We start from the raw sequence: 22,907 nt of genomic DNA on the forward strand, positions 1-22,907 counted from the left end.
CTACAGCTACCTTTAAAATGTTCGTTTACTTTCGTTTGCTTTCCTTTTTTCGAAAAAACGAGATCGTTTGCTTTCTTTTTCTTTCGTTTGCTTTCTTTTCTATGTTCGTTTGCTTTCGTTTGCTTTCCTTTTGGGCAGAGCCCAAAAAAAGGGCAGCGCAGGCGCTCCCTTAGAAAATGTGTCCAAAACCGAAGAAAAACTGACTCCCCTCACGGCTAGTCGCAAAATCGAGACGAAGGACCGTGCTCTGATTCCAAGCGATACGCCCTCCGATACCAGGGGCACCACGTAACTCATTCAACTGAATGTCTCGAATGCCATCCCATACCGTTCCAAAATCATAGAAGGGTGTCAGGCCCAGAGCGAAGTGCTGATTAAACGCATTAAAATCATACAGACGTGTACGCATCTCCAAATTGACCAAACCAACCGTAGGGGCTAAAAAGCGAGCTTCCCGATATCCCCGAAGCGAGCGAGCACCACCTAACACCAAGATGCCACCCGCCTCAGCCTGTGAAGATAAATCCCACATCTCGATAAAGTTGATGTTCGGACCGAAAATATGGCCGAAAGCCGCTAAGCCTGCAAAGGTGATTCGATTGCGACCATCTTTCCAGCGATGTAAGGTACGCACGTACTGGCCCTGAACCATAAACTTGTTGAAGTTAAAGTCAGACCCTAACCATGGAGCCGAGTACTCATGACTATACTGCAGGAAAACCCCTTTCGAAGGATCTGGCTCTAGGTCACGCGTATCATAAATAATGGCACCCGCTAGCATGGAAGTAAACATGAAGGAGTCCGAAAAGCCTGAAAGGTTAAAACGGTCCCAAGTGCCATCTTGAATCTGACGATTCACAAGAGTCTGCCGCTGAATCGCCTCCACTTCTGTACCATCCGGTAAGAAGGCCTCCTCAGCGATGCGTCCTGTGTAATCCTCAAAGGCAGTAAAGAGCATCTCATAACCGAACATCAAACGCAGCTTACCCCCCATTTCTACCCGCTCTCCTAAGAAGTTAAACAGCGCTTCCCGCTGAATAAACTCATTAAAATGGGTGTTCGTTAAAAACCCACCTTGATTATCCGAAGTAGCGATGCGCAGATTGTCCTCGTACTTGCGTACACGGTTAAACTGGCGCACTTCGCCGGTAGTCTGATCCTCGAAGCGTAACGGATTTAAGGACTCGCGACCGATGCCCCAGTACTGCGCATTCGGGTCTTCCCAAAGCACCGCATCCGCACGAAGTCGCCACTTAGAGTTAAAAATATAGGGTACGTCCAAGTTTAAAGCGGCCTTCACACGGCCATTCTCGAAGACGAAAAACTCGGAATTTAGACTCCACCGATAAGGGGTATAATAAAATAAGGGGTCTTCCTTGGTCTTGTTTTGATAAAAAAACACATTTCCTCCCACTCCAAAGCCTCGAATCGGGTCGAACTCAAAACGTGGCAGTCCCGTCACAAAAAATCCCTCCTTCTTAGAAAGAATATCCTCCTTAGAAAGTCGCTTCTCCTCCGCTAACGTGAAGGGCAGCTGAATGGTATCTAAAATCGCTAAGCGATCGAGATTTTCGATGCGCGCAGAACGATCTTTGGCCGTGGCCACCTGTACGTCGGTCTGCTGAGCCGACAGCTGCGGGCAGGAAAAAAGCAGTAAGAGCCCTCCCACCACAAGGATGCGTAGTCTTTTCATTTCTATGGAGTCGAATGTGTGTTGGTTTTCAGAAGACTCGCCTCATTACGCAAGCCTCCTGATTTTCAGTGCGCAAAAATACCGCTTTCAGCATCGGAAATACCAAATTATAGATTAGATTATTATTAAAGTTAGCCGAAACCCTTCACCCCAGCCGCTATCAGCTAAAAAAGGTGCCGACAGCATCGGCACCTTTTTCAAACAGTAAAACACACATTCGAGGCACAGCGTGCCCTTAAAATATATGGCCGAAACCAAAGAAAAATTGGCTTCCCTCTGCGCCTGATGCGAAGTCTAAGCGGATCACAGTAGACTGATTCCACGCGATCCGACCGCCGATTCCGGGTGCTCCCCGCCAGCCTTCTAGGCCTACACGGCTGAGCTCATCCCAACCTCTACCCATATCATAAAAGGGAGTCAGACCTAAAGCGAAGTGCTGGTTTAAAGCTCTAAAATCATACAAACGGAAGCGCGCTTCTAAGTTGATCAAACCGATAGCCGGCGCTACGAAGCGGGACTCGCGGAAGGCACGTAAGGAACGGTCACCACCGAGCACGTTTATACCACCCGCTTCCGCCTGAGAAGATAAGTCAAACATCTCGAGCCAGTTGATATTACTTCCCCAAACATAACCGAAGGCTGCCATACCCGCTAAGGTGAGACGACTCTTACCCCCTCTCCACTTTGCAACCGTATTAAAATACTGCCCTTGGATCATGAACTTGTTGAATGCAAAGTCAGACCCGAGCCACTTAGCAGAATACTCATGAGAATATTCTAAAAAAGTTCCCTTAGAAGGATCTGGCTCTAAGTCGCGCGTATCCCAGATCAATGCAGCAGCTATCATCGAGGTAAAAAACCAGTCATTGTTCCCGATGGCATTCACCCCGCTGATATTAAAACGATCCCAGGTACTGCCTTCCGTACTTCCGTCACCGGTTCTGGCGATCGCATCTTTATTGATAAGCGTCTGGGCATTAATCGCCTCTACTTCACGACCATCAAAAAAGGCCTCTTCCGCTATTCTTCCTGTCCAGTCATTTGTACGCGTGAACAGAGCCTCGTACCCGAACATAAAACGCAGCTTGCCTCCATACCATACGCGCTCAGGAAGCACATTAAAGAGCATTTCTTCGATTTCGATTTCGTTATAGTGGGTATTCGTAATGAAGCCACCGTTTCGCGTCTGCGCCTGTGCTAAATTTTCCAGGTACGCATCGATATTTCTAAAGGACTGCGCTGGTTGTCCCGTTCTGGCTTGATCGAACTGCTCTAAGGAGCGCAAGCTCTGCTCCCCGATTCCGAAATACTGAAAGTTCGGGTCGAACTCATAGAGAGCATCGACGCGCATTCTCCATTTGGTACCGAACATGTAGGGCACATCCAAGTTCAGCCCCCCCTGTAAACGTCCATTCGTAAAGAAGCGGAAGTCAGTAGATAAGCGATAACGGTACGGCGTGTAGTAAAAGAATGGATCACTGGAGTCCCTGTTTTGGAAAAAGAAGGCCGTTCCACCGATTCCAAGGCCTCGGATAGGATCTACCTCGATATCAGGAAAGCCTGTCACAAAGAAGCCTTCCTTTTTCGTCAAGATATCATCCTCGCTGAGCCTTTTTATCGGATCGATATGTAAAGGTGTCGTCAGCGTATCGAGGATTTGTAAGCGATAGGCATTTTGTTCCCTCAGGTTTTTTAATTTACTAGGAGACTGGGAAATGGGATCTTCCTGCGCCTGAGCTCCTGTGAATGCCAGCCAATTCAGCAAGGCAAAAGCAAGTAACATTTTTTTCATGGCAATAATCATTTAGGCGCTTTCTTAAGGAAAGCGAATGTATAAATTTGGATAGATTTAATGTGCTTATTTCAACTAAGCCCGAGCAGGGTAACGGTAACTGTGAAGTATATGAGCAGGCCCGTCACATCCACCACCGTGGTGATGGCCGGTGAGGCTGCCACTGCAGGGTCACCCCCGAAGCGCCGTACTAGTAGGGGCAAACCCGCACCGATACAGGTGGCCGTGACGACCTGTAGGGAAAGTGCTAAGGCGATGACGCTTGCTATCTGCATCAGCGAATACTCCGGGGGAACAGTGGTCTCCCAGCTTAGAAAGAGAACTTTGCCGAAGGCCAAAACCCCCAGACAAATGGCCAATAGAAAGGAAATTTTAAACTCTTTAAAAATAATCTGGAACCACTGCTTAGGGGCCACCTGCCCGAGCGCGAGTGAGCGTACGATCACCGTTGCAGCCTGCGAACCGGAATTCCCGCCCGTGTCGGCCACCATAGGCATGTAAAGCGCCAGGATGATAAGCGCCTCGAGAGTCGCCTCGAAGCGATGAATGATCATCCCGGAGATAATGCCTACCGCTGCCAGAGAAACGATCCACACCACACGTTTTTTAAAGTGGCCCATGGTGCTCGTTCCTAGGTAATCTGCCCCCTCACTTTCCTGCATGATCCCCATAAATTTCTCCATATCCTCAGTATGTTCCGCGCGGATGACGTCGATCGCATCATCCTGCGTCACGATACCGACGAGCTGCCCGGCATGGTTGAGCACCGGAATGGCTAAAAGGTCATAGGACTCGATCAACTTAGCGACCTCCTCGCGGTCTTCGTCCACATGCACATGCACGAAGTTTTCATGCAGCACATCGGAAATCAACTGGCTCGGGCTGGACATGATTAAATCTTTCAGGGAAACGAAGCCCACCATCTTCATACGGTGATCGACCACATAGATGTAATAAATCATCTTCTTCGAGGGGCTATCCCGCCGTACCTTACTGATGGCTGATTCCACCGTCATGGAGGCCAGCACCGTCGCAAAGTCCGTGCTCATGATCCCTCCGGCCGTTTCTGGCGGATAGGCACTCAGCTTGATAACATCCTCGCGAACGGTCTTAGTCAGATAAGGGAGTAGGGCCACCTGCTCCTCTTGGCTCATGTGCTGAAAGAGGTCACAGCGATCATCGGAAGCCATGTTCTCGAAAATGGGCGCAAAACGCTTCTTACTCACCTGCTGAAAAAAGGCCAGCTGACGCCCCATTTCCATCTCAACGATGATTTTACCCTGCTCCTCGGGAGAAAAAAACTCCAATGCCTCTAAAATACTGGCTTCTTCCAGGGGTTCTAAGGTCTGCGCGATCTCCAGGGCGGGCATTTTTCGGAGGGCAGGAATCAGCTCCCGCACTTTTTGTTTTTCGCTCATCACGATCCAGTTTTCTGTTCCTGTTTTCATCACTTCCTCTGCTTACATTTCCGCCGGCTGCTGCCCGTGAATTTCCCAACTCACCTCCAGCACCCCGTATTCCAGTGTTAATTTCCCCGCGAAGGTCTCCATTATCTCATCACGCTTGCCGTTCGCTAAGACCAAAGCTTCCACATAGGCATGTCTCAGGATTGCCATTATCGAAGCTTTTTAGGGAGCGCAGGCGCAAATTTTTATCTGATTTCACCGTCTCCAGGAGCATCACCCGCAGGTGGTTCTCCACCTTATCCAGACACTTGATCTGAAACTGATAGTAGTAGGTTCCCGTGCTGTCATCATCGTCATGGTTAGCCGTCAGGCTGTACATTTTGCGCCCCACGGGCCGCAAAACTATATGCGCAAACATCACGAATGCTGCTGTGATAACTGCCTCCCACGTAAGGCCCACACCTGCGAGAGAGCCGACCGCCGCCGAACACCAAATCGTGGCCGCCGTATTCAGCCCCTGCACGTTTAAGCCATCCTTCATGATGACGCCAGCCCCTAAGAAGCCTATCCCGGTAACGATCTGTCCTGCCACACGGGATGGATCTCCCATATCTCCCGTCAGCGAAACGGATAGCAAAATAAATGCTGCCGCTCCCATCGCAACCAAAGTGTTCGTCCGCAGGCCAGCACTTTTCTGGCGCCACTGCCGCTCGAAACCGATGCCCGCACCTAAGACCAGCGCGAGCCCTAACCGAAAGATGAATTCTACTAATTCCATCGCTTTTCCTCCTCTTTTTTAAATGCTTACAGCGCCAGCATGCGGCCTGTAAAAAAGGAAGACCTGCCGGCGTTTTAGCGTTTTAATGCAAATATGGGACCTAGTTCCATGAGATAGGTATGTTTTAACTCCCACAAAGGTACGAAACATTATTCCGCGCCATTTTAGAAAGCTATTAAGATGGAATTAGAAAAAAATTAGAAGGCATGATTCAGGTGAAGCGTAAAAATGGTCTCTCCTGGCTTGGAGCTCACGGCGATCTTACCCTGATGCAGGGTGACGATGCGCTTCACCAAACTCAGCCCGATACCACTACCGAAGGCTACGCTCTGGTTTTTACCGCGAAAAAAGGGCTCAAAAATCTCTTCCACTTCCTCTTTCGGAATACCCACACCGGTATCACGAAATTTCAGGTGCACGCCCGAGACATCTGGAGCGATAAACACCTGGCAGGTTCTATTCGATGAAAACTTACAGGCGTTTTCCATCAGATTAACGAAGGCAATCGTGAGCAGATAACCATTACCGGTCACATTTAGGGCCTCCTCTCGGTCCGTCAGACCCTCAAAAGAAAGGTCGATGCGGTAGCCAGGATTCGCCTGCTGCACCTGTTGGCTGGCATCGAGCACCAGCTCATCCACCCGCTGCAGGCGGAAATTTACTGCTGTCCGATCGTAACTGGCCCGCGCGAAGTCCAGTAAACTTCCCGAGAGCTTGGCTAATTTCTTCGCATCTCCCAGCACCGTCTCAGCCACCTGTCGGTATTCCTTTTTCTCCCGCTTTCGGGTAAGGGAGAGCTCTAGCTCGGTGATCATGGCCGCTAGGGGAGTGCGCACCTCATGGGCCATAAAATAGACGAACTGCTTCTGGGTGTCAAAGGATTTTTCCAACTTTTCTAACAGGGCATTTATCGTCGCTGCTAAGGCATACAGTTCGTCCCGATTCGGCCCCATTTTCAGCCGCAGATCCAGATTAGAAGCGGTAATCTTTCCCGCTTCCTGAATCATATCACTGATGGGGCTGAGCGCGCGCCGCGCAAAATACTTGCCTAAAAAGAATAAAATTACGATGGCGATGAGGTAGCCTAACAGTAAAAAACGGCCTAAATCGGCTAATTTGGCGTAGCCATACTCATCATAAGCGGCGGCAGTAACCAGGTAACTGCCCTGCTGGGTACGGAATTTCTGACCGAGGACATCCCAGCCCTCCTGCTGAAAAGTGATGCGCACCTCCTGCTGTATTTGGGCGAGCATCTCGGCGGTTTCTTTCACAAAGTCGATATCCACAGCATCGTGATAACGCAGCGTATAGTCTTCCTCCTCATAAATGGCCACCTCGACCTCGTAGAGAATTTCCCGGTTGTTCCGGTAAATCGTCTGCAAGGTGGCTTCATCCAAGCCGCTGTTCAGAAAGAGGTTTAATTTCGTGCTGGCCTCCTTTTCTAAAATCGAGTAGAAGGCCGTTTGCCGGTTTTGAGCAGAGAAAAAATAGACACCCAAACAAAAAACCAGCAGGAGCCCCCCTGCTAAAAGGGTAAAACGTAAGGTAAGGCGCTGCTGTATGCTCATGATCGCTCTAAGACAAATCCCATCCCCGTGCGGGTATGGATTAATTTTTCCCCGAAAGGCTTATCTACCTTTTTCCGGAGATAATTGATATACACATCGATGAAATTCGTACCTGTGTCGAAATCTACCCCCCAGACTTCTTTAGCGATTTCCTCGCGCGAAAGCACGCGCATGGGATGCTCCACCATATAGCGCAGCAGGTTAAACTCCTTAGGGGTAAGCTGCAGCTCTTGTTCTTCGCGGAAAGCCTTTTTGGCTTGCAGGTCGATCCGAATGTCGGCAAAGCGCAGCATGTCTGCATTCGATTCCGCTGCTTCTGGCACCAAGCTGGCCCGCTGCAGCAGTGACTTGATGCGCACATACAATTCCCGAATGTCAAAAGGCTTCACCAAGTAGTCATCCGCTCCGGCATCGAAGCCCTCCACCTTATCGTCGGTGGTGCCGAGGGCTGTCAGCATGATGATCGGCACTCTACGGTCTACTGCACGGATTTCCCGCGACAGCTGCATGCCATCCATTTCAGGTAAGATCAGATCCGTGATCACCAGGTCGATGCCGCCTGCCTGCCAGCGACGCAGCCCCTCTGCCCCATCTGTAGCCAAAGAGGTCGCGTAGCCTTTTTCCTGCAAACTTTTCAGAATGACTTCCGCCAGCCGTTCATCATCTTCTACTAACAGAATATGGTGCTCTTTCATACCGCAATATTAGCGCTTCCTCCGGACCTCCGGTATTAAATCTCAATTAGAATCTGCTTTCCCGTAGAGCTCCAGCAGCTTCGCAATAATCCGCTCGGCGGCTTTGCCATCCCAGTTCGGGATGTCGCTTCCCTGCTGCCAGTCCCCTCGCATCAGGCGATCTAGAAAAGGCCCTAAGCGCTCGGGATCCGTTCCGACGAGGGCATTCGTCCCTAGGGTAACCGTTTCAGGCCGCTCCGTATTGTCCCGAAGGGTCATACAGGGCACCCGAAGGACGGAAGCCTCCTCAGTGATGCCTCCTGAGTCGGTGATCACTCCCGCAGCATGCTGCACTAGATAGTTAAACTCTAAATAACCTAAAGGTTCACACTGCAAAAGCCGCTCATGCACCAAGCCCGTGTTTGCCAATATCCTTGCCGTGCGTGGATGCACCGGAAACACGATGGTAAAGGGCGCCGTCCGGTCTAAAATCACCTGCAGAAAGGTGGCCAACTTCTCTTCCTGATCCACATTCGCAGGTCGGTGCATGGTCATCACCAAATATTTTTTCGGCTCGAGTGCCTCAAAAGCGGCTCCCTCGGGGGCGCGAAACTGAGCTTGATTTGCCAGCAGGGTATCGATCATGGTATTGCCGACAAAATGAATTTGCTCCTCCCGAAAACCCAAGCGGCGTAAATTTTCATTTGCCACCTCCGAGGTGGTGAAAAAATGATCACTGATGCTGTCCGTAACCATGCGGTTAATCTCTTCCGGCATGCTGAGATCTCCCGAGCGTATACCCCCCTCCACGTGCACGACATCGATGACCAGTTTTTTCGCCGCGATGCTGCAGGCCAGGGTAGAGGTGACATCTCCTACGACCAGGACCACGTCAGGGCGGTTTTGGAGGAGCTCCCGCTCAAAGGCCACCATAATCGCTGCTGTCTGCTCGGCCTGACTCCCTCCTCCTGCGCCCAGATTCGCGTCCGGGGTGGGGATACGGAGCTGCTCGAAAAAAGCATCCGACATCTTTTTATCGTAATGCTGCCCCGTGTGCACCAGTCGAAAGTGAATCGGCTTAGCGGCTGCTTGATTATGGGCTTGTATGGCGTGAATGATCGGCGCGATTTTCATAAAATTCGGACGCGCACCTGCAACTAACGTAATTCGGAACATAAAAATTTATTTCGTGCTAAACAAAGATAGGGCTTTCCTAGAAGGGAAGAAAACCTCAGGCTGGAATTCCCCATCGAAAAGCATACTTTCACCCTTTCCGTGTCCCTTTGCCGGAAGGCAAAGACCGGTCGCAGTTCAGCACTTTACCACTTAAAAGGCCTCATTTAGGCCGAAATATCCTTTTAGCGCATCCCCATAGGCTAGGTCGATCCGCAGCTGCAGACCATTTTCGCTCAGCCGATACCGTGCGCCTAATCCGCCCGAGGCTCGCAGGGGTGCCACTTCGCCCGGACGATAGACCGTGCCCAAGCCACTGAAAATGGCGATGCTTAATTTTTTATAAAGTGGCTGCCGAAGCTCAGCCTGAAATGCCAGTACTCCGCTGTCTCGGTGCCTTCCGCGAAAATAACCCCGCATCAGATTCGCCCCGCCGAACTGCGACAGGGTCGTAAACGGCACATCGCCTCCTTGGAATTCATGATACAGCTGAGCGGCCAGCACGCCCCCCGTGCCGATCTGTCGGTAGGCGCGGATATCCTGCTCGAAGGTCGTATTTTCAAAATCGGAGAGCAGCCCTTCTACGGAAAATCCTGCCCGAAAAGTGGCCCAAACCCCTCGTGTAGGATAAAAAAGATTGTCCCGCGAATCAAAAGTCCACTGTACACCGATCGTAAGCTGCTGAAAAGGGTCTATACCGAGGAGCTCCGGATCATCGAAAAGCCCATTCGCCTCGAAAGCATAGACAGACTCTCTACGGTAGCGAACGAACGCCCCACCATACAGGTGGCGATGAAAGTAGTTTTCGCCGGCGCTAACAAAAACGCGTGCAAAACGGCTGGAATAGGGCTGTCCCTCGGCTAAAGGATTGGCACCCGTGCCAAAAAAGAAAAAGGGATAATCGTTAAACTCCACGCGCGCGAAAATGTGCTGCTTGTCTGCTTTCGTCCAGATATCTGCCTCTGCGCTGAGAATCCACTGATTGTTAAGCGTATACAAAAAAGTAAATGGGTAGGTGTTCGGCCTACCGCCTCCTTCTTTCTCGGCTATTTTAACGGACTTCACCCCGAGACCTACTGAAGTTTCTGGCGCGAAAACCACCGCCGGAATAAAAATACGCTCACCCACAGTCAAGCCACTCAGCACACGGTCGCCTAAACGAAACAACTTGTCCAGCACCTGCACTTGGGGCGCCGACACAGCCGTATCCGCCAGTGTTTCGGCATCCATCTGCTGCCCCCGAAGAGAAAAAGTTAGGAAAAAGGATATAAAAAAGAATAGGAAAGGGTATTTCATGCCTTGGAACTGTGCCCGTTTTAAAACTCGATTATCAGCCCTATCGTCGGCAAGATCGTGCCTGCCGGATTCGCCACCTGCCGTAAATCATACTTTTCTGGATTCACACTACTTACACGCAGCGAACCGTCCGGATTACGCGTAGGCAGTAAAAGAGGGGGCTGATCTGCCTCTAAATTAAAGGCATTTTGTACATCAAAGTACCAATTTAAATTCCACTTATCAAAGAAGTACTTTTTATCGATACGAAAATCGAGTTGATTAAACGCAGCCAGCCGCAATGCATTTATCCGCGTAAAATCGGGTATAGCCACCCCTCTGCTGTCCCAGTTGGCGATCAGCGCCGAAGCCTCCAGGTCATCTGGCGTAAACGGTGTGCCACCCAGCCAGCGCCAGCGAGCACCCGCCTCCCAGTTTTTGCCGAAGCGATAGCCCGCGGTCAAGCTGACGATAAAGCGGTTGTCCCAAGCGCTCGGAACGAAGCCCTCCGTATTCGGATTTGTGAATTCTGAGCGCACGAGCGTGAGGGAAGCGATCCCAAAGAAATTATTAAACAGCCGCTGCTGGGCGAGGAACTCCATCCCGAAGGCTCTCCCCTCTGCATCCGAGGCTACGGGCTCATTACCGATCACCCCGAAGTCGGCTCCTAAATTCGCCAGTGCGATGCCGTTTCGAATACTGGTTGGGTAATTACTATAGCCCTTGTAAAACACCTCCGCCGTAAAGCGCCGACTTTTCTCCGGAATCACCTTTTCTATCCCCGCGATGTAGTGCACCGCACGAATCCAACGAATATCATTCTCCTGATTCACGAGTACGCCCGCATTATCTCGAAACCCTAAGGCCGTGTAAGGAGGCTTTTGATAGTAAATTCCTGTGTTCGCCGTCAAAAATAAATTCGGTTTCAGCTGATAGGAGAGGTTTAGGCGCGGGCTAATTTGGTTCAGGGGATTGGCCGCTGTCGCGCCAAAGTCACTTCCGTCCATGCGCACCCCCCCGGAAACCAATAAACGCTCCGACAAGAACGTTTGACTAGCCGAAATAAAAGCCCCATAGGAGTGAAAAAAAGCCTGGTCGTTCACATTAATCGGCTCATTTAAACCCGGTATAGAACGGTCAAAGTTTTCGATGAAGAAACGTGCATACTCGTAATTCACTCCATACTTCAGCGTAAGACCTCCTTTAAAGATAGCGTTTTCCGCCCGAAACTTATTTTCGCTCTCCTGTGAGGTATAATCGAAGAGCAGATTCGCAGGGCTAGACTCATCATTACCGAAAAACTTAAAAGACCGGTTATTCAGCATATTGCGGCTGGCCACGAAGGTCCAAAAGCCATTTTCTCGGAACCGCTTCAGCCGAAGACCTGTGGTATAGGTCCACTGACTGGTGATGGGCAGACTTTCCAGTAAAAAGAGCCTATTTTCCCGCTCTTCCTCCGTTTCATTATTTGGCGTATCAAAATTTAGCGCAAACTGCCTGTAGCCCCCACCCCTAAGAACGTGAGTTCCGTCTTGTCATTAAACTTGGTGGTCGTTTTCACGGTAAAATCATTAAACGTCGGCAAGAAGGGCAGTCCCAAGACGCGGAATAGCAGCTGCAGATAGGACCGTCGCGCTGAAATCAGGTAGGTGGTTTTTTCTCCCAGCGGACCCTCATTCGAAAACGTGAGTTCGGAAGCGCCCACCGTAAGCTGGGTAAAGGCCTTATCCCGCCTACCCTCTTTTAACTCAAACTCGAAAAAAGAGCTAAGCGAATTCATCCGGTTAGCGGGAAAGCCTCCCGTAATGACATCTACATTTTTAATCAAGTTCACATTTAATATGCCGACAGGGCCACCAGAGCTCCCTTGGGTCGCAAAATGATTGATGACAGGCACCTCGATTTCATCGATAAAAAAGCGGTTTTCGCTTGGAGCACCCCCACGGATGATGATATCGTTTCGGAAAGCTGCCGTGCTGGAAACACCCGGAAGCGCCTGAATCACGATACTGATGTCGCGATTCCCTCCGGGATACCGCTCGATTTCATTTGAATTTAGCCGCCGTACCGATAGCGGCGTTTCCTCCGAGCGGGTAAACTCTGCACTGACCACGACCTCATTCAGATCGGAGGCGTCTTCGCGTAGCGCAAAATCGATCTGCAAAGGCCGAGCACGGGTCACCTGTACCTCAAACTCCGTCTTAGAACGAAAACCTACGAAACTGGCCCTGATGTTATAGAGCCCAGGCACGATCCCCTCGATGCGGTAGTTCCCATTTTCATCGGAAACTGTTCCATAGTCCGTTCCTAAAATCGCCACATTCGCAAAAGGCACACCTTCATTATTCGTCGGGTTAAAAACTCGCCCGGTAACGACCCCACCCTCTTGGGCAAAGGCGAAAGTTATGCTGCCTACAAGCAGTACAGAAAAAAGAAGCCTGAAGATACATAGCTGAAAATTTATGTAGAAAACCACAAGAAAAATTTATGGTTCACGTAAAGAAGAACAAAATAGCTAAATAGAAAAAATATATAATTTTATATCGACATTATGCAGTTTTACCTGATTTTTGTTCATTCTTTTCCTTTACTTGCCATAGCCTCCACCAGGGGGTTCCCGGAGAATCATGATGCTCGAAGTGGTATCCAAAAAAGTAGCAGGACACAAATGCCCACACATGATTTTTTTTTCTGCGAACGCGAATGATGGCTATTCGTGGATTCTCCCTTATGCGGAAGATAGGTACCAAAGTAAAAGAGTTGAAGTGTGCTCAGCACGGCAGGTAACATCCAGTACACCACCAGTGGTGGTACGGGAAGCCAAAGTTTCAGGATATTAAAGGTGATGGCCATGGCGGCTATTTGCCAAATGGTCACGTACTGCCGCACGAAGCTCAGGTACCAGAGAAAAAAATTGCCGGAGGCATGATAGTCCGGATCCTTATCCGTAGCGACGAATCGGTGGTGCTCATGATGCTTGGGAAACAATTTCCAGTAGGCATTATAGCTAAAGAGCGTCGCACAGAGATGTCCGATAAAATTATTGACCCGCTTATTCGCGGACACCACCCCATGCATGGCATCATGCGCTGTAATAAATAAGCCCGTGTACAGGTGCGTCTGCAGCAGAACGAGCACATACGTAAGGGGATTATCCCATGCCACAGGAACCTGAAAGGCCAGCCCTAAACAGCCAGCCCAAAGGAGAATAATCAATACGGCAATCTGAACGCCTGTAGGGTCTATGGAAAGATTTCGGGTACGCACGTGGAAAATTTACGCTACATTTAAAAGGTTTCGATCCGCGCCTTTACTTCCTCCATCAGCCACATCGGCGTGGAAGTAGCCCCACAGATGCCCACGGACTGCCCGGGACCGAACCAGCTGTCCTGCACCTGCGCGGAGTTAGACACGAAATGCGTATTCGGGTTACGCTCCTTACACACATTATACAGCACCTTACCGTTAGAGGATTTCGTACCGCTCACGAAGATAATCACATCGAACTTATCCGCAAAATCCCTAAGCTCCTTATCCCGATTAGATACCTGCCGACAAATCGTATCATTCGTATTTACGGCGATACCATTTTCCTTTAAGATCGTATTAATCTCATAAAATTTATCGGTACTTTTCGTGGTTTGGCTGTATAGCGTGATGTTTTTCGGCATCGTCTGCAGGTCCAGCTCCTGAATGTCCTGGAAGACCACCGCCTTATTATTGGTTTGGCCTAACAGGCCAATGACCTCTGCATGGCCATGCTTCCCGTAGATGTAAATATGCTCTTCCTTATCGAAGCTATTTTTAATCCGGTTCTGTAATTTCAGCACCACAGGACAAGAAGCATCGATGAGCGTAAGGTTATTTTTAATCGAAAGTTCATAGGTAGAAGGGGGCTCACCATGGGCACGAATGAGGACCTTTTCGTCCTTTAACCCATAGAGATCCTCATGATTGATGATGCGGAGCCCTTTGGCCGTCAGGCGATTTACCTCTTCATCGTTATGCACGATATCACCGAGGCAATACAGATACCCCTGTTCGTCGAGGATTTCCTCAGCCATTTCGATGGCATACACCACCCCGAAGCAGAAGCCAGAATGCTGATCGATATGTACGCGAAGATTTTTCATACGCTAGTAAATGACGGTAAGTAATTAAATGTATACCTGATGATAAGAAAACTTAACCGAAACCAAGCTTGGTTCCCACATAGGTGCCCAGCAGGAGGGAGAACTTACGGGAGTTCGGGATACGGATACGCTCACGGGTGATGGTTTCCGCTGGCAGCCCACGAATTTTATCGAACAGCTTTTGATAGTACAAGTAGGCGACTTTTACGCCTAGCTTGGCTGTCTCTGGCAGCTGTTGGATACCGATAAGCGCATCGTCGAAGTCCTTCTGGATATCCTCTTCGATCAGGCGCTTTGCAGATTTATCGAAGGCATTAAAATCCACGCCTGGGAAATAGACACGGCCCCGCTCTTCATAGTCACTTTTTATATCACGCAGGAAGTTTACCTTTTGGAACGCCGCCCCTAACTTGCACGCTGGCGCACGCAAGGCCTGGTACTGCGCATCGTTTCCAGAACAGAAGACGCGTAAGCACATCAGCCCGACTACTTCAGCTGAACCATAGATATACTCGTGGTAGCGGTTATCGTTATACGTTTTAAAATCGAGGTCCATCTCCATACTGCGCAGAAAAGCTTCGATGAGTTCATGCTCGATGCCATACTGGTTTACGATCAACTGGAAAGCGTGCAGCACAGGATTTAGCGAAATCTTCTTTTCGATGGCTTCATAGGTGCGCTCCTTAAAATCTTCAAGCAGCGCCTTTTTATCATGCTCATGAAAGGTATCCACGATTTCGTCCGCATAGCGGACAAAACCGTAGATCGCATAAATGGGCAGGTGTAAACTTTTATCTAGCGTACGAATGCCCAGTGTAAAGCTGGTACTGTAGCGCTGCGTGATAAGTTTACTGCATGCGAGCGTCGTGTCATCGTATAAGGCTTTTGCATCCATATGCTTATACTACTCTTTTATTTACAATTTGTTTTCTTTCATCACTTCTCGCGCCACGACATGGCCAGAGATCAGCGATGGGGGAACACCTGGGCCCGGTACGGTCAGCTGTCCTGTATAATACATATTTTTAATCTTCTTGTTTTTTAGACCCGGCTTTAAAATGGCCGTTTGGGTGAGTGTATTCGCTAATCCATAGGCATTCCCTTTAAAGGCATGGTAGTCCGCCTTAAAGTCGGCATGTGCATAGGAGCGCTTATACACCACATGAGAACGTATCTCCTGCCCGGTTAGTTTTTCTAATCGGTCCATAATCATGTGATAATATTTCTCCCGCATCTCTTCGGTATCCTCTAAATCCGGGGCCAGCGGTACCAGTAAGAAAAGATTTTCGCTGCCTTCGGGCGCGACGGTAGGATCTGTGATGGAAGGAACGGAAGCATAAAACAGCGGTTTTTCTGGCCAGCGTGGATTCGTATAGATCGCGTCCGCATGCGGCCCTAAGGGCTCATCAAAGAATAAATTGTGGTGCCGCAGCCCCTTTAGGCGCTTATTTACTCCTAAATAAAAGAGCAAGCTGGAAGGTGCCATCACACGGGAGTCCCAGTAAGAAGGGCTATAGTTTCGGCTATCTGGAGGCAGTAAAACCTGGTCCACATGCTGATAATCTGCGCCGGCTACCACGATATCGGCTGGAACCTCTTCTCCCGACTTTAGGAGTACCCCCTGCGCGATCTGCTGCCGTACTTTAATGACCTCTACTTCCGCATCGAAGCGGAATTTCACGCCTTTTTCTTGTGCCAGCTGCACCATGCCCTCTATAATCTTATGCATACCCCTTCTGGATACCAGGTCCCTAAGGCGATATCGGCGTAATTCATCAGGCTATACAGTGCCGGGATATTTTGGGCGGTCTCGCCCAAAAACAATACAGGAAATTCCATCAGACGGATGATTTTATCCTCTTTAAAGAATTTCCGAACATGCTTAGCCATAGACTGGAAGATGTCCATGCGCAGCATATCTGCTAAAAGTGCCGGACTAGTAAACTCGAACACCGAGCGCGAAGGACGATAGACGAGGTCCTGAATTCCCACCTTGTATTTATAGGCGGCCTGCTCCAGAAATGTATCCAGCTGAGCTGCCGCGCCGGGCTCCATGCTTTCTAAAAGTGCACGGAAGGCATCGAGATCCGCCGGGATGTCGACGAAATCATCTTGACCGAAGATGACGGCGTAGGAGGGGTCTAAACGTTTTAGCTGATAATAATCAGAGACTTTTTTTCCGAAATGGGCGAAATAAGTATCAAAAACATCGGGCATCCAGTACCAGCTGGGGCCCATATCAAAAACAAAACCCTCGGCTTCGAACTTACGCGCTCGACCACCGGGGGTGCTGTTTTTTTCTAAAATAGTTACTTCATAGCCGCTGCTGGCTAGGTGAGTGGCAACGGACAGGCCCGCGAAACCGGAGCCTATAACCACTACACGTTTTTTCGACATACGTTTATGATTTATGTTTGTACACTGACAATTCTTCTTTTAAAAGCTTACGAGCAATATGGATTCTATTTTTGACAGTTCCAATAGGTATCTCTAATTTATCTGCGATCTCATGGTATTTAAAGCCACGGTAGTGCATCATAAAGGGAACCTTATAAACATCGTCTAAGTTTTCGATCGCCGTATAAATATCTTCCATGGCGAAGTCTCCATACGCACCATTTTCCACGAGCGTGTCGCCAGAATTCAAGTAGTGTAGGTTGTCCGTCGTATCTACAAACGTACCTCTGCGCACCATACGCTGGTAGTTCGTGATAAACGTATTTTTCATGATGGTATATAACCAAGCTTTCAGGTTGGTTCCCTCAGTAAATTTATCCTTATTCGTAAATGCTTTCACCATGGTATCCTGAAGCAAGTCATTCGCATCATCTACATCACGGGTAAGCTTTAAAGCAAATGGTTTCAAAGCGCCACTTAGCTTGTGTAAAGAGTAACTAAATTCTAGAGTTGTCATGGCTTTTTTGTTTTGTTTAATCAAATGTAGCAAGAATTAAACAGAATCAAAAACTTTTGTCGAATATTTTTTTCTGAAGCTTAAACAAAAAATCTAGCCGCATCCAGAAAATGGGGGAAAAATGACTAAAATCGACAAATTAGACGTATATACACATGTTTTTTGTTAAACAATAGGGTGAAAAATTTGATAATCTTTGTTTAGCCTTTGTCGCACAAAATGCAAAAAGACCTGAACAGCGCTTCCGTGAGCTTACTTTTGCTGGAACGGCAGGGCCTAAAAAACAAAGAAGACCTCTCGAATGAAAGGTCTTATGCAATAGATTTAGAGCGGTAGTGCTACGCTTTACTTTTCGTGCATGACATGCTCGAGCTCTTCGAGGTACTGCTTAATGTCCCGAATGTAGTTCATGATACGAATGTTACCAGGAAAATCGAGATCCTGCCCGATGATCTGATAACCGCTCAGAATGATTTCAGCCTGTGGAAACCGTTCAGAAAGCTGAAAGATATACTCTTGTACCTGATCTGCGGAAGGATTCGTGGTCATCACCGTCATCAGATAGTCTGGCTTATGGAGGCGATACACGAGGGTGAGGTCTTCATCCGGCGTGCTTTGGCTAGGTAAATGACTTTATGTCCTTTCGCCTTAATTAAATAGGCAGCAAATAAGAGGGAAATTTCATGCAGCTCGCCCTCAGGAAGGTAGAGTAAAAACTTCTTTCCGCCGCCCTTATATACCTGGCCATCGATGGCTACGATAAGCTTCTGACGCACCAGATTACTTATAAAGTGCTCTTGGGCCGGATTTATAGCTCCTGTCTGCCACAGTACTCCTATTTTAGACATGAAGGGATAGATGATATGCATCATCGTCTGTTCGAAGCCCAGCTTGAGGATGTTACTGGATAAGACTTTATCGAAGCGCTCTTCATCCATTTCGATCATACAGATCGTTAGTGTATGGATCTGGTCATCGTGCGTGAGCGAGCGTTCTGTAAGCTTGATGACCTCCTGCTTCATTTCCTCCTCTGTCATACTGGCTATCTTGGAGATTTTATAGCCATTATCGTTTAACAGAGCCACGTTCAGGATGAGTTTTAAGTCAAAGTCATCGTAGTACCGAATGTTCGTATCGGTACGTTTCGGGCTTAAAAGCTTATACCGCTGCTCCCATACACGGAGCGTGTGCGCCTTTATGCCGGAAAGTTGTTCGAGATCTTTGATAGAATAGGTACTCACCGTGATTATTTCGTTTTAAAATATTTCTTAGGTACGAAGAACAGTCCGAAGGATACTGCGTCGTCTTTTTTATTTGTGATATGATGTGCCTGATGCGCTTTAAAGATGCCACGTAAAAACCAGTTTCGCGGTTTATCGAACCATTTTAAGCGACGATGAATGAGCACATCGTGTAAGAAGAAGTACAGCATACCATAAGTAGTGATGCCCACTCCCATCCAAAACCGATAGTCTAAGGCTTCCACACCCAGAAAGATCAAGAGCACTGCCACGCCTCCGAAGAGTAAGGAAAATACATCATTCAATTCGAAAAAACCCTTCGATGCTTGATGATGCGTCTTATGAATACCCCAAAGAGGACCATGCATGAGATACTTGTGGATAAACCACCCCGCTAATTCCATGACCAGAAATCCTGCAAGGGTCCAGCCGATTGCATACAGTATCATATCGTTTTAACTCGGTTTAGGTTGATTTGTTTCTACAACAAGAAATTTAGGAAAAGGAAGAAAAACGCCAAGTTTAGTAGTAAGAAGTCTGCTAAAGGGTTTTGCTTTTCAAATTTACTATAGGCGTAGATGGCCTGAATCAAAACAGCTACTCCGAACCATCCGATGTAATTCGATACGGGAACGGTTGTATTTTCCCAGCTCCAAAAGTCCAAGGCGATGGCTACAGGCTCGATTAGAAAGTCCAGCAGTACCATAAGTGCGGAGGCCAAAATAACCTGCAGGGACTTTTGCGCTGTAAAGCGCCGCACCACATGTGCCGAGATGTACACCAGCAGCATCCAGTTCACGCCGATAAGCAGGGGCACCTCCCAGAGCTGCCAACCTAAAACAGGTCCATAGCTATATGAGCCAAAAGGAAAACCTGTTTTAACACCTAGCACTTCTGAACCGAAGCCGATCACAAAAGATGCTGCCAAAAAGAATAGGAAGCCGAAACTCCAGTCACGATGGAAATAAAGTAAGGCAAGCAGACAGGAAAGCAGATGAAAAGGCGTGAGCAGCTGAAAGATAGGCTGCAGGGCTGGGACACTCATCCCCACCACGCCGGCTAGGTGCATCAGGCCAGCAGGTACATAGCGTAGCGAACATAAGGCGATGTCGCCGCCGCGCTCGCATCACGCTGCATTTGGGTAAGCATAAGCGTTTCGTAAAGGTTTACCGGATAAAACTACCCGTTTAACCGCATATTACGTACTTTTGTTGCACAGGTAGAAAATCCAAAAGTAAGAAAAAAATCTATTTCTCATGCTATTATATAACGTAACCGTAAATGTAGATAAGGCGCAGGCCGCGCGCTGGGTGCAGTGGATGAAAGAGAAACATATCTCCGATGTGATGGAAACGGGCTGCTTCGATTCCTATAAATTCTTCGAGCTACTCCATGAGTCAGAGGATGGCTCTATAAATTATGCCGTGCAGTACTTTACTTCAGACATGAGCCGCATGCAGGCCTATCACCAGAAATTCGCCCCCCAGCTTCAGGCGGACGTGAAAAAGGAGTTTGGCGACAGCTGTGCCTCCTTTCGCACACTGTTAAAAGAAATCTAATTTTCTCGGTTGAACAAAATCGGATCGCTGCCTAAGTCGCTTCGACGGCCCGCCGCTCCGACCGAAACATAAAAACCACAAGGCAGCCTGCTACATGCATGGCACAACCTTGTGGTTTTTTACTGTTCTAGGCGGTAGGCCTGGGGCTTACGCCCAAAGGTCGGTGCGACTTATCGCTCCTACTCTTCTTCGCCCTGCGCTACGACATACGCCTGACGATAAGGCGACCAAAGCTCGTAAATCGGATTTCCCGTAGAACTTTTACCGCTATGATGCCAGTCATCCCCGATGCGCTCGAAGCTGAAGCTTAAACTAGCCCCCACGCGTGCATTATCGCGGGAAAAGAACTGAATATTTTCGGTGTAGGTCCCTGATTCGGCCTCATAGGTTCCTCCTCCGGTGCCCATGAACTGCTTGGTTTCACTATTAAATGCCACCCATTGGAAATATCCGTCGACCAGCATTTTTATCGTGCGCCTAGCGCCTGGCGTGTAGCGGCTCAGCTGGCCCTCATTGTCTTTTCGCCCTGTAAAGACCCAAAAACCCTTTAATTCATCTTCTCTGGGCGGCAGCTTCTCCCATATTTCCACACGCTGCTGACCTTTATCCATACGAGTCAGCTGAATGCTGTCCCCCTGACGCTCGAAGTTATAGGTGCGCGTGGTGCCTACCTGCGTGGAATCCTGTGGATAGAAGTCGAAGATTTCTTCGTAGGCATTGCCCTTCAGGGCAAAGTTCCCGCCGCCAGCGCCTAAATAGGCGTTATCCCCGGCCTGGGCATGGCCAAAAGTAAAGTAGCCATCCTGAAATAGCTTGATCTTATGGTTGGCTACGGGCTCACCGTTCATGGAGACCAACTTGTAGGCCCCTTCTAAGGTCTGGGCCGTCGTCTGGAAGGTCATCAGACCAACGCAGAGCAGTAAAATCGCGTATAGTTTCATAGGATTAGGATTGGTTCGTTTAAAATTAGTAGCTTTTTTTATGGAAACAAAAAGGTATATATTAGGTACTACGGCAGAACAGGTCAGGAAGATGCTGCCCGAGGGACAAATTAAACGGGTGGCACTAGGAGCCAAACAAGTGGCGCTGGTCCAGCATGCCGGCAGCTTTTATGCTTTCGAAACGGCCTGCCCGCATCGGCGTGCGGACCTGAGCACGGGGTTTATCAGCCCAGAAGGAAGTGTGGTCTGCCCGCTTCATGCCTATCGCTTCAGCCTACAAGATGGACGCTTGCTGCACGGCGGCAGCTGTTCTGACTTGCGAACCTATCCCTGTCGACTGACGGAGGAGGGGCTAGAAATTCGTTTGTAAGGTTTTTTTAGCTGATAAACGCTTAATGCAGCCGTGCGCCATTCGGTACAGGTGCCTCCACGCTGGCCAGCACGATCCCGCCATTTTCATCAGAGAAGCCTGTCACTAAAATTTCAGATAGAAAAGGGCCTATCTGACGAGGCGCCAGATTACATACGCAAAGCACCTGTTTGCCTACCAGTTCATGCACTTGGTAACGGACGGTAAGCTGGGCAGAAGACTTTTTTATCCCCAGCTCCCCGAGGTCCACCCATAGCTTGTAGGCGGGCTTTCGGGCCTCAGGAAAGGCTTCTGTGCGAATTATGGTGCCGATTCTTAGCTCAATCTTTTGAAAATCAGTAAAGTCTAACGTTTGCATTTTATTTTTTTTGTAAGTAACTTTCAGTATAATTACGCAGAATTTAGTATCCAGTCAAGTCCACCACCGCATGAAAAAGTACGCTTTACCACCTAAAAATTTCACATTTTCGGGAATCTTCCTTGCATTATTTTGCTTTTTTGGATTTTCCCCTGTTTTCGGACAGCATGAGCGCAGTGATCGCGAAAGACTGGCACAGGAGCAGCTACCAAATGAAGATCCTAGCCAGCTGATGGAAGGTTCAATAGTTCCTTCGATGCTGGAAGATCAAGCTGTACGGCAGCAGCAGAATCGTCCTCAAAACAGACCTACTGCTTCGGACGCATTTCGCAATCGTACGCAGCAGCCTGCGAACAGGGAGGAGCAGCAGTTTAAGACAGGTGGTGAGAAAGACCGCAGCCGAGATGGAGTGTCTACCCTTTCCTTTAATCTTTTCCTCTACGTCATCGATAAGTTTAAAGAGGACTAAAGGGCGGATTGCTCCCAACCCTTGGAGCGGAAGTTAAGCTTAGAAAATATATCCCATACGGCGATTCCGAGCGAGACAGACACATTTAAGGAATGTTTTGTGCCGAACTGGGGAATTTCGAGCACGTAGTCTGCGGTGTCTACGAGGGCTTGACTGACGCCAAAAACTTCATTTCCCACGACGAGTACGAGATGCTTTTCCGCATTCGGCTGAAAGTCCTGTAGCGGGGTGGATTTTTCGACCTGTTCCAAGGCGGCGATTTCATAACCATCTTCCCGTAACTTTTTCACACAGGCCTCAGCGTCTTCCACATATTCCCAGTCTACTGTTTCTGTGGCTCCCAAGGCAGTTTTATGAATATCTCGATGAGGCGGGCGACCGGTAATGCCGCAAAGGTAAATTTTTTCCAGACGGAAAGCGTCGGCAGTTCGAAAGGCTGACCCTACGTTATTCAGGCTACGAATGTCATTTAAAAGCAGACAAATCGGCGTTTTTTCTGCCTCTCGGTAGGCATCGGGACTCAGGCGCTGCAGCTCATCAAGCGTTAATTTTTTCATGGTATT

At 48.8% G+C, this 22,907-nt stretch carries 20 protein-coding genes and 4 pseudogenes; 3 read left to right on the top strand and 21 right to left on the bottom strand.

Features of this window, described 5'->3' with window-relative positions; genetic code table 11:
* Positions 1-169 precede the first annotated feature (169 nt).
* The 18 genes and pseudogenes from omp85 (A3SI_RS10470) to A3SI_RS10550 form a co-directional block, all read right to left on the bottom strand.
* Positions 170-1,693, bottom strand: coding sequence for an Omp85 family outer membrane protein (omp85, locus tag A3SI_RS10470; protein WP_040670699.1), 1,524 nt, complete (start codon positions 1,691-1,693; stop codon positions 170-172).
* A 235-nt stretch (positions 1,694-1,928) separates the two neighbouring features.
* Positions 1,929-3,485 carry an Omp85 family outer membrane protein gene (gene omp85 / locus A3SI_RS10475; RefSeq protein WP_050977496.1) on the bottom strand — a complete coding sequence of 519 codons (1,557 nt, stop codon included), beginning with the start codon at positions 3,483-3,485 and terminating at the stop codon, positions 1,929-1,931.
* 71 nt (positions 3,486-3,556) lie between these two features.
* Entirely contained in the window at positions 3,557-4,933 is a 1,377-nt protein-coding gene (gene mgtE, locus A3SI_RS10480) for a magnesium transporter (protein WP_009055739.1), read from the bottom strand.
* A gap of 12 nt (positions 4,934-4,945) precedes the next feature.
* Complete coding sequence (locus tag A3SI_RS20825) at positions 4,946-5,101, bottom strand: hypothetical protein (RefSeq protein ID WP_238531717.1); 156 nt, start codon at positions 5,099-5,101, stop codon at positions 4,946-4,948.
* Positions 5,043-5,669, bottom strand: coding sequence for an MgtC/SapB family protein (locus A3SI_RS10485; protein ID WP_009055741.1), 627 nt, complete (start codon positions 5,667-5,669; stop codon positions 5,043-5,045). The genes A3SI_RS20825 and A3SI_RS10485 overlap by 59 nt, the downstream gene beginning before the upstream one ends.
* Before the next feature lie 197 nt (positions 5,670-5,866).
* Positions 5,867-7,237, bottom strand: coding sequence for a sensor histidine kinase (locus tag A3SI_RS10490; protein ID WP_009055743.1), 1,371 nt, complete (start codon positions 7,235-7,237; stop codon positions 5,867-5,869).
* Positions 7,234-7,932 (bottom strand): response regulator transcription factor, encoded by a 699-nt coding sequence (locus tag A3SI_RS10495; protein WP_009055745.1) that lies wholly within the window; start codon positions 7,930-7,932, stop codon positions 7,234-7,236. The genes A3SI_RS10490 and A3SI_RS10495 overlap by 4 nt, the downstream gene beginning before the upstream one ends.
* Before the next feature lie 42 nt (positions 7,933-7,974).
* Entirely contained in the window at positions 7,975-9,087 is a 1,113-nt protein-coding gene (wecB, locus tag A3SI_RS10500) for a non-hydrolyzing UDP-N-acetylglucosamine 2-epimerase (protein WP_009055747.1), read from the bottom strand.
* A 150-nt stretch (positions 9,088-9,237) separates the two neighbouring features.
* Complete coding sequence (locus A3SI_RS10505; protein ID WP_009055748.1) at positions 9,238-10,380, bottom strand: BamA/TamA family outer membrane protein; 1,143 nt, start codon at positions 10,378-10,380, stop codon at positions 9,238-9,240.
* Positions 10,381-10,400: 20 nt separating this feature from the next.
* Positions 10,401-12,781, bottom strand: a pseudogene (locus A3SI_RS10510) (TonB-dependent receptor).
* A gap of 127 nt (positions 12,782-12,908) precedes the next feature.
* Positions 12,909-13,635, bottom strand: a pseudogene (locus A3SI_RS10515) (fatty acid desaturase).
* 11 nt (positions 13,636-13,646) lie between these two features.
* The gene (locus A3SI_RS10520) at positions 13,647-14,492 is read right to left on the bottom strand and encodes a 4-hydroxy-3-methylbut-2-enyl diphosphate reductase (protein WP_009055752.1); all 846 of its coding nucleotides are present in this window, start codon (positions 14,490-14,492) and stop codon (positions 13,647-13,649) included.
* 52 nt (positions 14,493-14,544) lie between these two features.
* Positions 14,545-15,387 (bottom strand): phytoene/squalene synthase family protein, encoded by an 843-nt coding sequence (locus A3SI_RS10525; protein WP_009055754.1) that lies wholly within the window; start codon positions 15,385-15,387, stop codon positions 14,545-14,547.
* 21 nt (positions 15,388-15,408) lie between these two features.
* Positions 15,409-16,889: pseudogene (locus A3SI_RS10530) on the bottom strand (phytoene desaturase family protein).
* A 4-nt stretch (positions 16,890-16,893) separates the two neighbouring features.
* Complete coding sequence (locus A3SI_RS10535; protein WP_009055756.1) at positions 16,894-17,406, bottom strand: RNA polymerase sigma factor; 513 nt, start codon at positions 17,404-17,406, stop codon at positions 16,894-16,896.
* Positions 17,407-17,751: 345 nt separating this feature from the next.
* Positions 17,752-18,647 (bottom strand): annotated as a pseudogene (locus tag A3SI_RS10540) (MerR family transcriptional regulator).
* Between the two features lie 5 nt (positions 18,648-18,652).
* On the bottom strand, positions 18,653-19,096 hold the full coding sequence (locus A3SI_RS10545; RefSeq protein WP_009055758.1) for a sterol desaturase family protein: 444 nt from the start codon (positions 19,094-19,096) through the stop codon (positions 18,653-18,655).
* A 32-nt stretch (positions 19,097-19,128) separates the two neighbouring features.
* Positions 19,129-19,716, bottom strand: a complete 588-nt coding sequence (locus A3SI_RS10550) for a carotenoid biosynthesis protein (protein ID WP_009055760.1) — start codon at positions 19,714-19,716, stop codon at positions 19,129-19,131.
* 187 nt (positions 19,717-19,903) lie between these two features.
* On the opposite strand from A3SI_RS10550, the gene A3SI_RS10555 reads away from it, so the two are divergent.
* Positions 19,904-20,206 carry a DUF4286 family protein gene (locus tag A3SI_RS10555; protein WP_009055762.1) on the top strand — a complete coding sequence of 101 codons (303 nt, stop codon included), beginning with the start codon at positions 19,904-19,906 and terminating at the stop codon, positions 20,204-20,206.
* Between the two features lie 179 nt (positions 20,207-20,385).
* Here the strand turns inward: A3SI_RS10555 and A3SI_RS10560 are convergent, their stop codons facing one another.
* On the bottom strand, positions 20,386-21,147 hold the full coding sequence (locus tag A3SI_RS10560; protein WP_009055764.1) for a hypothetical protein: 762 nt from the start codon (positions 21,145-21,147) through the stop codon (positions 20,386-20,388).
* A 40-nt stretch (positions 21,148-21,187) separates the two neighbouring features.
* On the opposite strand from A3SI_RS10560, the gene A3SI_RS10565 reads away from it, so the two are divergent.
* Complete coding sequence (locus A3SI_RS10565) at positions 21,188-21,517, top strand: Rieske (2Fe-2S) protein (RefSeq protein ID WP_040670700.1); 330 nt, start codon at positions 21,188-21,190, stop codon at positions 21,515-21,517.
* Between the two features lie 22 nt (positions 21,518-21,539).
* Here the strand turns inward: A3SI_RS10565 and A3SI_RS10570 are convergent, their stop codons facing one another.
* Positions 21,540-21,875 (bottom strand): tRNA-binding protein, encoded by a 336-nt coding sequence (locus A3SI_RS10570; RefSeq protein WP_009055768.1) that lies wholly within the window; start codon positions 21,873-21,875, stop codon positions 21,540-21,542.
* Positions 21,876-21,945: 70 nt separating this feature from the next.
* Here A3SI_RS10570 and A3SI_RS10575 point away from each other — a divergent pair, with 70 nt between their 5' ends.
* A complete protein-coding gene (locus tag A3SI_RS10575) occupies positions 21,946-22,344 on the top strand; it encodes a hypothetical protein (RefSeq protein WP_009055769.1) in 399 nt (132 codons plus the stop codon).
* On the opposite strand, the gene A3SI_RS10580 is transcribed toward A3SI_RS10575, so the two are convergent.
* Positions 22,341-22,901 carry an RNA methyltransferase gene (locus A3SI_RS10580; protein WP_009055771.1) on the bottom strand — a complete coding sequence of 187 codons (561 nt, stop codon included), beginning with the start codon at positions 22,899-22,901 and terminating at the stop codon, positions 22,341-22,343. The two genes, A3SI_RS10575 and A3SI_RS10580, sit on opposite strands and share 4 nt — an antisense overlap.
* Positions 22,902-22,907: the final 6 nt, after the last annotated feature.

This window comes from Nitritalea halalkaliphila LW7 (assembly GCF_000265075.1).
Classification (GTDB): domain Bacteria; phylum Bacteroidota; class Bacteroidia; order Cytophagales; family Cyclobacteriaceae; genus Nitritalea; species Nitritalea halalkaliphila.